The sequence below is a fragment of the Cellulomonas sp. KH9 genome (genome assembly GCF_900114185.1).
Classification (GTDB): Bacteria; Actinomycetota; Actinomycetes; order Actinomycetales; family Cellulomonadaceae; genus Cellulomonas.
The window spans coordinates 12,934-24,972 of record NZ_FOSE01000003.1 but is presented as its reverse complement, the minus strand read 5'-3'; the positions used below and the strand labels follow the sequence as shown (position 1 = coordinate 24,972).

Here is a 12,039-nt window from a genome sequence, read left to right as displayed (position 1 = left end):
CGCCCGACTGCGGCGCTGCGTCGCCCACGCTCCACGTCATCCACAGCTGAGGATCTGGCGGGCTGTGGGACTACGGCTGCGCACTCCCGGGTCAGTCGGGTTCATCCGGGAGGGCGGCGTGTCTTCAGGAAACGGGCACATCGGGCTCTCTGGTCTGCCACGATGCCACCATGACCATCGCCGTCGCGGTCAAGGTGAACGATGGCTTCGTGCTTGCCGCCGACAGCGCGACGACACTGAGCGCGGATGGGGCCGACGGCACCACCCAGGTCCTGAACATCTACAACAACGCGAACAAGATCTTCAACCTTCATAAGGGCCTCCCCGTCGGGGCGATGACCTGGGGTCGCGGCAGCATCGGTCCGTCCTCCATCGCGACCCTCACGAAGGACCTTCGGGTCCGGTTCATGGGGGGCGACGACGCCCATCTCGACTGGCGACTCGATCTTCGGACGTACCAGATGGCGGACGTCGCGGAACGAGCGCGTGAGTTCCTTCAGGACGAGAAGTTCGCCGCGCTCGGCGAGCCAGACGGCTCTTCGCTGGGCGACCTCGGCATCCTGATCGGTGGATACTCAGCCGGTGCCGACGAGCCGGAGCTGTACGAGATCAACTTCGCGGACGCCCCGGCCGTGGTCCCCGTGCTCGCGGGCGGGGCGGGTGCAACCTGGCACGGTCAACCAGAGGCGATCACCCGCCTTCTGCTAGGGGTCAGCCAGGCCCTGCCCCAGGCACTGGTCAACCTCGGGGTCCCGGCCACGGATGCTCCGCTCTTCAACGAGATCATCAAGCAGCAGGTCGCGATCCCGTTCGTCGCCGACGCGATGCCGATCCAGGACGCCATCGACCTCGCGGACTTCCTGGTCCACATGACCATCCAGTTCGTGCGGTTCTCACCTGGTAGTCCTACCGTGGGGGGACCGATCGAGGTAGCTAGCATCACGAAGCACGAGGGCTTCCGCTGGGTCTCGCGGAAGCACTACTTCAGTCCGCTACTCAACCCGCCGATGGAGATGACGTGACCTCAGAGGACACGAACGCCAACGCGAGCCGGTCACAGAACGTCTACCGGGCCGGTCGTCGTGGTGCTGCGTGGACCGCGACGGACGCGCCCCGCTCACAGTCCGGCACCCTCACAGCCGCACGGAAGCTGCCCGCTCCGAGCAAGCCGCTCCGCCTCAAGGAGCCCAAGAAGGCTGGCTGACCAACGTCCAACGCGGCAGTGGAGGGACTACCTCGCCGCTGCGCCAGCGCTTCAGCGCCGTCGCCCCCGGTGCGCGCCAAGGTCGCCAGCAGACGGCCCGGCGTCCGCTCCATGAGATCTATGCGCTCGGACGTACCCGCCGTACCCGCGCAGATGACGTCGACACTCCGCCGCTGAAACTCGGACAGGCCACAGGCCACGGCGTGGGAATCCGGACAGCTCGCTCGACTTCCCACACGCCCCGTGGCGGCCGACCTGTCCGGCATCCCGATGCGGCTGGTCGTGGGCGCGTGACGCGGGATCCTGGCTGCGGCACGCTTGCTCCGTGACCTATAGAGACCAATCGTGACCCGCGTCTTCGCAGTCGATCCCCTCGGTGCTCATGGGGGTCGCACAGTGAAGGTCGAGCTGGGGCGGAAGTTCGCCACAGTGACACTCGACCGAGACGACTACGCCTACCGCGCCGCCGCCGAGGGGCGCGAGGACGCGGAGCTGGCACCGGAGTTCGCAGCAGCGGCGAAGCGCTGCGTGAACGCTGCTTGCGGCTACCTGTGGGTCCACGGGTACGCGGGCGACTTCCTCTACGGAGCGGGCTCCAGCTTTGTCACGCTCTTCGTTCCGTTCGAGCTTGCAGACCAAGCCGCGAAGGCTCTGCGCGCCGCCGAGCTCGAGGGCGACTTGACCGGCATCGGGGCGTTGACGTCCCAGATGGCCGTGCCACTCGATGCTTGGCTGGCTCCCGGGGAGCGGGAACTGCGGCAGGGCATTGACTTCTGGACGTCGCCGACCGCGTTCGTGAAGTACCTGCGCGCCCAAGCGAACGCCCGGGGTCTGCGGCTCAACGGACGAGCATTGCCTGGTGCGGTGTGGGTCCGGCCGACGATGCCACGGTCTCGTCGCGAGCTTCTCCGCGAGTTCCCCGACCAGTTCAAGTCGTACACCGACCCTGCGCCTTACGAGCAGCACGAGTGGTCCGAGGACGATCCCGTTCGCCCTGAGGTCGACCGGGAGCCCGCATCATGGCGCGAGCCGACTCCTGTGGTCGCCATCGCAACCGCGTCGAAACCAGAGCCAGTCCAGGAGTGCCCGTGCGGTACAGCTCGCGCGCCGGCGGAGTTCGAGCAGCTGCAGCACCGGCGCGCTCACCTGAACTGGTCGATCGGGCTTCCAGTACCCCGCAACGTGTTCTGGCCAGCCGGTCAGGTAGCGCTCGTGACCGGAACGTCTCCACCAGCGTGGCGAAGGCTTGCCTACGCCAGCGCAGTCCTTCCCCGACGCGAGAACCACTATGACTCCGCCTCATTCGCCGTGGGCGACGGCGAGCCGTCCGACAGGAACGCGCGCGCCTACCTGCTGAACGACGGCGGTCGGGTCGTCGGCTTCGTCTCGGTCTTCGATGAGATCGCAGTCCGATGGCAGGCGTTCGACGCTGCTCCACAGCCCCAGAGTTCGATCCGCGAACGGCCGGTCATCAACGTGATTTTCACGGCCGCCTTGTGGCGCCGGCGCGGAGTCGGCCGGACGCTCGTCGAGGCGGTAGCCACGGACGCCGGCATCGACGTCACCGAACTGGCCTGGAACGGCCCGCTGTCCGTCGGCGGTGAAGCACTGGCGAAGAGCATCTCTCCGCTCGGCATATGGCACGCGTGACTGGGCGTTGTGACGAGCTCGTCGGATCTCGTCATGCGCAGATCATCCGGACATGGGCTGGCGCGGCCCGAGGCACGCAAAGGCGGAGCCGGCCTCCTACGGCTGCGCGGGTCGGGGTCAGCCCGAGCAGTCGGCGCGAGTGCCGCGCGCGTACTCGGATCGGTCGGACGTCTCCGCAGTCAGCGGGTCGCCGCGCGCCTTCACGTTGCCCGGGCTGAAGATTCGGACAACTAGGTGAGACGGCCGCTGTCTCACCTAGTTGTCCGCACGCAGGTCAGAGCGTCAAGTTCCGGACAAGTTCAATGAGTTCCTACACCGGTGGCCCGATGTGGGTCACCAGATGGCAGGAGCCCGCGGTGAAGTGCCGTCTGCCGCGCGCGAACCTCTCGGTCCCGACGAGCCGCGATGACCGGTGCGTTGCGTGCTTCGGCGACCAGCCGGTGGCACTCAGCGTCCGCCGCCGGCCAGGTGGACGTGGCGCGCGCAGGACGCGCGACGACGCCAGACTGGCGCGGTGCCGAGCCGCCGTCGCGTCCGCGTCCTGCTGATCGCCCTGACGGGGACGGTCGTCGTCCTCGCGCTCGGGGCCGCGCTCGTCGAACGCGGCCTGGTGTGGCCGAACCGTCTGTTCGCAGCGCGCTACGACGTGCGGGGGGTCGACGTCTCGGCGTGGCAGGGGACCATCGACTGGCCGGCGATCGCCCGGCAGGACGTCGACTTCGCGTACGTGAAGGCCACCGAGGGCTCGTCGTTCGTCGACCGGGAGTTCGAGGCGAACCTGCGCGGGGCGCGTGAGGCCGGGCTGCTGGTCGGTGCGTACCACTTCTTCAGCTTCGAGAGCAGCGGCGAGGCGCAGGCGGAGCACGTGCTCGCGACGGTGCCGGACGAGGAGGACCTGCTGCCCGTCGCGATCGACGTCGAGTACTACGGCACGTTTTTCGCCGACCCCCCGGACGCGTCGCAGGTCCGCCCCGAGCTGACCGCGCTCATCGCGACCCTGCGCGAGCACGGCATCGAGCCGATCATCTACGCGACCGGCAGCGCGTACGACCGGTACGTCGCCGGCCACTACCCGGGCACGCCCATCTGGATCCGGTCGGTGGCCGTGCCGCCCACCCTGTCGGACGACCGGGCGTGGACCTTCTGGCAGTACTCGAACCGGGACCGCCTCGACGGGTACGACGGCGAGGAGTCCTTCATCGACATGAACGTCTTCGACGGCGACCTCGACGACCTGCGCGCCCTGCGGTAGGCCAGGCGGAGCCAGGTCACGAAGCGGGCCGGTCCGCCTCCCGCTCGCCCTGGACGAAGCCGACCGCGATGCCCGGGTGGTCGAGCACGAGCCCGGCGTCGTCGTACGTGAGCACCGCCCTCCTTGACGCGCCGCCGCCCGCGGACGCTCCGCACCAACGGGCAGCCGCACGCCGCGGCCCTGTCCACCCCTCCGCCCGGACCCCACTCTGGGAGGTGACGGACGAGCGCGGAGGCACACGATGGAAGTGACCTACCTGACCGGCGGGAAGCAGCTCACGGTCGACCCCGCGCTGCTCGTGATCGCGTGCGACCCGCGCACGCTCGGACCGGTCATGAGCTTCACGCCCCAGGAGCGGTGGCTGCTGGGCTCCCTGCGCAACTTCACGTTCTACACGACGTGCCTGCGCGTGCGTCCGCGTCGCGAGCAGGACCGGACCGTCATCCTCGCCCCCGACCTCGTGGAGCCCCAGACGGGCCTCGTGCAGGGGTACCGCAACGAGACGGCGAAGCAGTGGGGCCTGCCGGCCGCGAACGGTGCCGCGACGAACGTCGTCACGACGTACCAGATGGTCGGGATCGGCGGCGCGTCGGATCCCGCGGGCCTCGCCGCCCAGCGGACCAGGTTCCTGGACGACCCGCCGTGGTGGTGGCCGTTCGAGCCCGGCGTCCACGAGATCGTGCAGGTCGACGAGGACCAGAACGGCGCGCTCCGTCCGGCAGTCAACCCGCTGCTGACGCCGTACTTCAACCAGTTCCCCGCGACCGCCCTCGCGGACGGTGCCCCGTGGGCGTGGCTCGACATCCAGGGCGAGAACGACACGGTGTACGTCCACGCGTCGACGTGCTTCGAGTCCGTCCTGCACTGCTGGTCGTACCTCAACATGCTGCTCGCCGCGAAGCCGGCGCTCCTGAAGGGTGACAAGAGCAAGCCGATCGTCGTCATCGGCGCCGGCGTGAGCGGGCTGCTCGTCGCGCAGCGCTTCCTCGGCGCGGGGTTCACGGACGTCAGGCTGCTGGAGCGGACGAACCGGTACGCCGGCAAGACGCACTCGCTGCAGGTGCCCGACCAGAACGCGACGACGATCGCCGAGCTCGGCACCTGCTACCTGTCCCCCGCGTACGACGACATGGTGCAGGCGCTCGCCGAGTTCACCGCCGGGAACTGCCGCGTGCCCGTCGCGCACGGGTCCGGGCGCGGCATCGTCGCCCGCGTCCCGCCGGACATGCGCGAGGAGGTCATGACCTTCGGCGACTACGGGCTGATGGTCGCGTGCCAGCGCCTCGGACTCACGTGGCCGTGCACCGACGCGGGACGCGACGCCGCCTACGCCGCGCTCGTGGTGGCCGTCGGGATCTACCTCGCGCTGCGCACGGAGATCTTCCGCAGCCTCGACGGTGTCATGCCGCCCTCGAGACCGACACGCGACCCGTACCGCATCTTCTCGACGACCTTCCAGCAGTTCCTGGACGCCCACGACATGGGCGTCCTCACGGGCTACCTGGTGTACGCGTACCAGGTGCAGGGGTACGGCGACCTCGACAAGATCCCCGCGTACTACGGCCTCGTCTGGATCACGCCGGACATGGCGTGGCCGTTCGGCTCGACGAGCGGCGTCACGGCCTGGGCGAAGGGCTGGGAGGACGTCTGGGACCAGATGGTCGAGAAGTGCGGCATGAACATCCAGCTCGACACCCAGGTGCTGGGCATCCGCCGCTGACAGGGCGACTGCGCTCTTTCCCTGGGGCCGCGACCGGCTCGACGGGTACGACGGCGAGGAGTCGTTCATCGACATGAACGTCTTCGACGGCGACCTCGACGACCTGCGCGCCCTGCGGTAGGCCGGACGGCGACGGTGCTCCACGCCCGCTCGACGTGGAGCACCGCCCGTCGGCAGTCGCGCCGGACCCGCTCAGGCGCTCAGAGCGTGAGGACGACCGTGGAGATGCTCCGCGCGGGGACGTCGACCGTCACCTGGCTGCCGTTGACGGCCGTGGTCCGAGGTGCCCGGCTGGAGTACTGCGACGTCATCGTGTGGAGCGCCGACCCGACCGCCTGCGGCGCCTGGACGACGGCGCCGTTCACCGCGCTGGTCGAGCGGTTGAGGATGACCAGGGTGATCTTGCCGCCGTCGCCCTGGTAGGCCGTGATGTCCAGCGGCGACGCCTTCGAGCTCTCGGTCACGCCGATGCGCTGGTCGCCCGGACGGACGTACTTGGAGTACTGCGAGAACGCCCAGCCGCGCTTGAGGACCGCTCCGCCCGTCGTCCCGAACGCGGACTCCCCGTCACCGATGAAGGAGTAGTAGCGCCGTCCGTACCACCAGACGTACGCGCTCCAGTTCGCCTCCATCGTGCGGTTGACCGACGGCATGATCACGTCGAGCGTCTCGTTCCACACGGCGGCGTTCGACGGGTCGCCCCAGATGTTCGACCCGTTGCCGTCGGCCTGGTGGTAGTTCCACTCGGTCATCCACTGGTTCTTGCCGTACTGGGCGGCGAGCGGGTACCGGGAGAGGTTCGGCCCGTTCTCCTGGCCGTAGATGTGACCGCCGATGTACCCGATGTTGTTGCGGGCGGTCGCGTCGTTGAGCGTGGGGTCGGTGTAGGCCCGGTTCGTGCCCAGCGACTCGGCGACCATCAGCTTCGTGTCCTTGATCTTCGTGCCGTGGTCGCGCACGAAGTTGCGGAGGGCGTCGCCCGTCCACGCCATCGAGTCGTAGTCGGGGTGCCAGTCGGGCTCGTTCTGGACGGACGTGACGTCGATCGTCACGCCCTGGCCCTTCATGTACTGCACGTAGCTGTTGAGGTGGTTGGCGTAGTCGCCGTAGCGCGAGGTCAGCAGGGTGCCGCCGTTGACCCGGCTGTTGTTCGACTTCCACGCGGCCGGCCCCGTCCACGGCGAGGCGAGGATCTTGACCTCCGAGCCGTACGCCTTCGCCGTCCGCAGCGCGCTGACCTGCGTGCCCCACTCGCTCGACACCGGCGAGATCCCGGTGCGGACGATCGACAGGCCGAGCTGGTTGTCGCCCATCCCGACGAGCGTCTGCGTGTCCGCGGTCGACCACGCGCCGCCCCAGATCGACACGGCGGCACCGAAGCCGTCGATCGTCTGGTACTTCGTGCCCGTGTTCACCGTGATGTCCGCGGGTCCGCCCGCCGGCGGGGTCGGCGTCGGCGTCGGCGTCCGGGTGACCGACGGCGTGGGGGTCGGTGCCACCGTCGGCGTCGGTGTCGGCGTGGGGGTGCCGCTGGCCGACCCCGTGCAGGTGGTGCCGTTGAGCGCGAAGGAGGTGGGCACCGGGTTGGCGCCGCCGTACGTCCCGTTGAAGCCGAACTCCGCCGACGCCCCGGTACCGAGCGACCCGTTGTACGAGGCGTTCCGTGCGGAGACGGCGGCGCCGCTCTGGGTGACGTCGGCGCTCCAGGCCTGGCTCACGGCCTGACCTGCGGGGAAGGTCCAGGTGAGCAGCCAGCTGCTGACCGCGTCACCGAGGTTGGTGACCTTGACGCCGGCCGTGAACCCGCTGTTCCACTGCGAGGCGACGGCGTAGTCCACCCGGCAGCCGCTCGCGGCGGACGCCACGGGCGCCTCGGCGACCGTCACACCCGTGATCAGCGTCGCCGCCGCCAGAGTGACCGCCCATGTCCGGCGCGATCTTGGAGATCTCCGCATGATCCGTCCCATCGTCGTTGGTCGTCCGATGTGCGCGCGACCGTCCCCGCTGACAGTCGGCAGACAAGACCCGGATCCGCCGGTCTGCGTGACTGTGTCGAGGCGGGATCCGTCCTGTCCAAAGCCAGTTGTGAACGATCACAGTCCGGCACCGCGAACTCTCGCACGGGCCTCGAGAGGCACGCGATCGCCCAAACGATTAGGTGCTGCGGGGCCGCCCAGGCGCATCCATCTCGATCGCGTGCGGACAGAGCGGCCGGCTCATCCCGTGGCGACGCCACGCGCCGCCGTGCCACCGTCGCGCGGTGACGACGCGGATGCATGACGACGAGCTCGCGGTCGACGCCGACCTCGTGCGCGCCCCGCTCACCGAGCATCTGCCCGACCTGGCCGAGCAGCCACTGCGCCGCGCCGCGTCGATCGGCGAACCTGCGCGGGGCGCGTGAGGCCGGATTGCTGGTCGGTGCGTACCACTTCTTCAGCTTCGAGAGCAGCGGCAGGGCGCAGGCGGAGCACGTGCTCGCGACGGTGCCGGACGACGAGGACCTGCTGCCTCTCGCCATCGACGTCGAGTACTACGGGACGTTCCACGCCGACCCCCCGGACTCCTCCCAGGTCCGCCCGGAGCTGACCGCGCTCATCGAGACCCTGCGCGACCACGGCGTCGAGCCGGTCGTCTACGCGACCTCCAGCGCGTACGGACCCACCTGGCATGCCCGACCGCAGATCTCGTGGAGCCACTCGGATGAGTTCCTACAGCCGCTGCTGAGGGTTCGCATCGAGCCCGTCCGCGTCGCGTCAGCATGTCCGGCCGCCGACCTGCTGGGCATCGAGCGAGTCCCATCGCAGGTCACAGCACCGCGGCGCCCGCACTGGGCTGAGGCCGCCTGACGCACCCTGTCCGGTGGATGTTGCGGCCCGTCCTCGGCTCAGAGCACAGAGATCTCGTCGCCGAGGGTGATCACACCCGGTCGGCTGACGTCGGCGTAGACCGCGAGGTACAGATCTCGCTCGGAGCCGAGCGACCGGAGCCATGGGGCACGCGGGCTGGTCCCGTCCTGCTCGACATCGATCATGCGGCACCGTGGGATCCGCTCCACGACCGTCAGCGCGGCGGACCCGAGGGCGATCTGGTGGCCGACCCACGTCTCCTCGACGAACGGCGTCTGCGTCTCCACGACGATGTTGACGCGCAGCCGCCGAGGGTCGTCGCTGCCGCCCCACCGGGCCGCGCACCATGCGATCGTCGCGGTGCCGACGAGGGAGACGGCACCGGCGTCCTGGTGCGAGACGGCAGCCTCGGGCAGGATGCGCTGATCGCTCCCCATGGCGGTGGTGAGGTGCCGGTCGAGCAGCGGGTCGCCCACGAGCCAGCTCGTGTCGTCCGAGCGAACCTCGACCTGGCCGTCCGCCGTCGTCGACGCCGTGTAGCGCACCACGGCGTCCCGCCGGCGGAACCGGCGGGTGTCCTTGACCGACGCGAACCTGCCGTCGCCGTCCACGACGGCGTACCAGCGGTCCCCGTGGAACCCGCGATGGTCCAGCTCGGCTGAGGCCAGCGCCTCTCCACCCATCGACTTGACCGGGTAGCGGCGCAGGGAGGGGTGCGGCACACGTGCCCGGACAGCGGGCGGGACAGAGCCGCGAGCCCGGCATCACCCGTCCGGCGGAAGCGGTCGCACACACGAGGGAAAACCGGATGAACTGGTGCGTATCGTGCCAAACGGGCCGCTACGGTCGGCTGGCACCCTCCCCCGACACAAGGAACTTCGATGCCCCGAACCATGCGCTGCTTCGCGTACGCAGTGATGCTCGCCGTGATCGCCGCCCCAGCCTCCGCCGCGCACGCGGCCACCCCCGACCCCGTCCTCGACATACTCACCGACGCCCTCGACGTTCCGGCGGTCGAGGCTGCGCTGAGCGACGTCGCATCGACACGTGCCCGCCCTGGCGTTGCGGCCGCGCACGTGGGCCGGCACGGCAGCGCCTCGGTGCCCCAGGACGCCGCCCGCGACGTCGTGCTCAGCCACGCGTCGGGCCCGACTCTGGCGGTAGGCCTTCCGTCGGGCGAGACGGCCGACGCCGCGCAGACGGTAACGGACGGCGTCGTCGCGTTCGACAACAACGACGGTTCTACGACAGTCCCCATCGTGAAGGACGACGCATCCGTGCAGATCCTGACGATCGTCCACGACGCGACCGCTCCCGAGAGGTACAGGTACGAGCTCGACGTTCCGGTCGGGTCGCGACTTCAGCAGGAGGCCAGCGGCGCCATCGTCGTCCTCACAGCGGCAGGCGCGCTCGTCGGCGGTGTGGCACCGCCGTGGGCCTACGACGCGACCGGGGCGCCCGTGCCCACGCGCTTCGAGATCGAAGGGACCTCCTTCACCCAGGTGGTCGAGCACCTCGCTTCGGAGACGACCTATCCTGTCGTCGCTGACCCGTTCCTGGGGGTGGCGATGGTGTCGTCCTACCGTTGGGAGACCAGCACGCGCATCCTCGTGACGCCCACCGCCTGGGCCAGAGCCGTCTACCCGGGCAACGTCGCCGGAGCCCCGATTGCGGGGAACCCCGGCTTCGACGAGCTGCGCGCCAAGCAGACGTCGAGCACGTACCGCAACCGGCTCGGGTCTTCCGCGCGGAACCAGTACATCTGCCACGTCGCGGGCGCCCCGTTCAAGTCCACATGGAACCTGGAGACGAACCGCGCTGACAAGGGCTATCTGGGCTTCATCGCCTCAGGCTGCAACTAGGAGCTGTCGACATGTCCGCTCGTCATATCCCGTTGGCCCTCACTCTCCTCGGAGCCGCCCTGCTACTGACCGCGGGTTCGCTCTTCTACTTCGGTTTCAGTGCGGCGGAAGAGACCCTCGACCTGCCCTACTCGCCCAGTCCCCTCCAGCTCGTCCTGGGCGGCCTCGGTGTCGTCTCGATCGTGCTGGGCGGCGTGGCCGCGATCCGTCGTGCCGCTGCGGGCACGGCCTGACCTGACCTCCGTACCCCCGTCGAGCTCGACACATCCGATCCGGCGCCGCTGAGATCCCTCATCGGCGCCGGGTCGCGATCGCTCTTCAGCGCCGGTGCCGGCTGCGACGACGATCATCCGAACGTCCGCCACAGGGCCTCCCTGGTGTTGATGCCCGCCCCGGTGCAGGTTCCGAGCTCGGGCGGACGGTTTCACGGTCGCGGCGGTCCCGAACGATCTCACCTCTCCTGCGCCGTGGTGGGTAGGGGTCGCGTAGCGCCACGCGCGTCCCAGGACGGCGGGCGTGGCGGGCGACCGAGTCGAAGCCGGGCCCGGACGCCCTGTGGGAGGGAAGCGCCCCGGGCGGGTTCGAGGTCGAGACGGTCGTGGCGCAGTGCGTCGCCGAGATCCGACGAGCCCGTCACTGAAGCTCCGGTCGGATCAGTCGAACTCCACCGCCGTGTCCCGCGGGTACTGGCCGCCGGCGAGCTTCACCAGCTGCGCGTGCGCGTACTCGCAGACGAGAGCATGGCGGTACACCATGCGCGGCACGTCGACGTTCGAGTCCATCCACAGGCTCATGCCGGCGAGCTTCCAGTGCCGGAAGGTGTCGTCGCCGGTGATGACGGCGAGGATCTCGAGGAAGGAGTCGTCGAACCGCATCGAGTGCACCGCTCGGCGGTACTCCTCCGAGCTGAGCGCCAGCGAGAACGGGATGTTCATGAAGCACAGCGCCGTCTGGATGTCGAGGCGGACCAGTCGCCGGCGATGCCGCTCGGCGTCGAGCGGCGGGATGTCCAGCTGACGGAAGTCGAGCGGGTCACGGGCGACGAGCGGCACGACGTCCAGCGCGATGAGCACGTCGTACACGTTGACGTCGTGCTCGACGACGGCCTGGTCGCCCAGCTCGGACAACGACTCGGGACGCAGCGTGACGGGCTCGATGCCCACCGGGGTGTTGCGGATGATGAAGTTCACCAGGTTCGTCTCGATGACGAAGTGGCGCAGCAGCAGGTCCACGGCGTCGGGTGACACGCACCGCCGCAGGAACCAGACGCAGAGGAAGTCCATCGTCCCCAGCGGCATCCACCGGAAGGGGAGGACGCGCTTCAGCACGCGGATGATCGTGACGAGCACCCGCGAGAGCACCATCGCGAGCGGGTACAGCCAGCGTCGGGACGGACGTCGCTGGTCGTCGATGATCTGCCGGACCACCGCCCGGTCGAGCGGGACCGAGGGGTCGGCGAAGATCGCCTCCCACATGCTCGGGTCGGAGCGGACGAACTCCGCCAC

Annotated in this window: 11 protein-coding genes; 8 read left to right on the top strand and 3 right to left on the bottom strand. The window is 69.5% G+C overall.

Features of this window, described 5'->3' with window-relative positions; genetic code table 11:
• Nucleotides 1-170 precede the first annotated feature (170 nt).
• The 4 genes from BMZ16_RS10085 to BMZ16_RS10070 all read left to right on the top strand — a co-directional run bounded on the left by BMZ16_RS10085 (nt 171) and on the right by BMZ16_RS10070 (nt 5,826).
• Nucleotides 171-1,022 (top strand): Ntn hydrolase family protein, encoded by an 852-nt coding sequence (locus BMZ16_RS10085; protein WP_089800124.1) that lies wholly within the window; start codon nt 171-173, stop codon nt 1,020-1,022.
• Nucleotides 1,023-1,600: 578 nt separating this feature from the next.
• The gene (locus tag BMZ16_RS10080; RefSeq protein WP_089800122.1) at nt 1,601-2,854 is read left to right on the top strand and encodes a hypothetical protein; all 1,254 of its coding nucleotides are present in this window, start codon (nt 1,601-1,603) and stop codon (nt 2,852-2,854) included.
• 514 nt (nt 2,855-3,368) lie between these two features.
• On the top strand, nt 3,369-4,106 hold the full coding sequence (locus BMZ16_RS10075; protein WP_255366553.1) for a GH25 family lysozyme: 738 nt from the start codon (nt 3,369-3,371) through the stop codon (nt 4,104-4,106).
• A gap of 241 nt (nt 4,107-4,347) precedes the next feature.
• The gene (locus tag BMZ16_RS10070; protein ID WP_089800120.1) at nt 4,348-5,826 is read left to right on the top strand and encodes an NAD(P)-binding protein; all 1,479 of its coding nucleotides are present in this window, start codon (nt 4,348-4,350) and stop codon (nt 5,824-5,826) included.
• A 200-nt stretch (nt 5,827-6,026) separates the two neighbouring features.
• Here BMZ16_RS10070 and BMZ16_RS10065 read toward each other — a convergent pair whose 3' ends face one another.
• Nucleotides 6,027-7,712, bottom strand: a complete 1,686-nt coding sequence (locus BMZ16_RS10065) for a cellulose binding domain-containing protein (protein ID WP_255366552.1) — start codon at nt 7,710-7,712, stop codon at nt 6,027-6,029.
• A gap of 374 nt (nt 7,713-8,086) precedes the next feature.
• Between BMZ16_RS10065 and BMZ16_RS19740 the strand changes: the two genes are divergently transcribed.
• Both BMZ16_RS19740 and BMZ16_RS10060 read left to right on the top strand, forming a co-directional pair.
• Nucleotides 8,087-8,227 carry a hypothetical protein gene (locus tag BMZ16_RS19740; RefSeq protein ID WP_255366551.1) on the top strand — a complete coding sequence of 47 codons (141 nt, stop codon included), beginning with the start codon at nt 8,087-8,089 and terminating at the stop codon, nt 8,225-8,227.
• 7 nt (nt 8,228-8,234) lie between these two features.
• Nucleotides 8,235-8,672, top strand: coding sequence for a GH25 family lysozyme (locus BMZ16_RS10060; RefSeq protein ID WP_255366550.1), 438 nt, complete (start codon nt 8,235-8,237; stop codon nt 8,670-8,672).
• Nucleotides 8,673-8,710: 38 nt separating this feature from the next.
• Here the strand turns inward: BMZ16_RS10060 and BMZ16_RS10055 are convergent, their stop codons facing one another.
• Complete coding sequence (locus tag BMZ16_RS10055) at nt 8,711-9,394, bottom strand: MOSC domain-containing protein (RefSeq protein ID WP_089800116.1); 684 nt, start codon at nt 9,392-9,394, stop codon at nt 8,711-8,713.
• Between the two features lie 159 nt (nt 9,395-9,553).
• Here BMZ16_RS10055 and BMZ16_RS10050 point away from each other — a divergent pair, with 159 nt between their 5' ends.
• Entirely contained in the window at nt 9,554-10,534 is a 981-nt protein-coding gene (locus BMZ16_RS10050; protein ID WP_143082791.1) for a DUF2599 domain-containing protein, read from the top strand.
• An 11-nt stretch (nt 10,535-10,545) separates the two neighbouring features.
• Complete coding sequence (locus BMZ16_RS10045) at nt 10,546-10,767, top strand: hypothetical protein (protein ID WP_089800112.1); 222 nt, start codon at nt 10,546-10,548, stop codon at nt 10,765-10,767.
• 420 nt (nt 10,768-11,187) lie between these two features.
• On the opposite strand, the gene BMZ16_RS10040 is transcribed toward BMZ16_RS10045, so the two are convergent.
• Complete coding sequence (locus tag BMZ16_RS10040; RefSeq protein ID WP_089800110.1) at nt 11,188-12,039, bottom strand: DUF6999 family protein; 852 nt, start codon at nt 12,037-12,039, stop codon at nt 11,188-11,190.

Coding starts and splice junctions, on each gene's coding strand:
- BMZ16_RS10085 (WP_089800124.1), top strand. CDS start 171: ATGACCATCGCCGTCGCGGTCAAGGTGAACGATGGCTTCGTGCTTGCC.
- BMZ16_RS10070 (WP_089800120.1), top strand. CDS start 4,348: ATGGAAGTGACCTACCTGACCGGCGGGAAGCAGCTCACGGTCGACCCC.
- BMZ16_RS10050 (WP_143082791.1), top strand. CDS start 9,554: ATGCCCCGAACCATGCGCTGCTTCGCGTACGCAGTGATGCTCGCCGTG.
- BMZ16_RS10045 (WP_089800112.1), top strand. CDS start 10,546: ATGTCCGCTCGTCATATCCCGTTGGCCCTCACTCTCCTCGGAGCCGCC.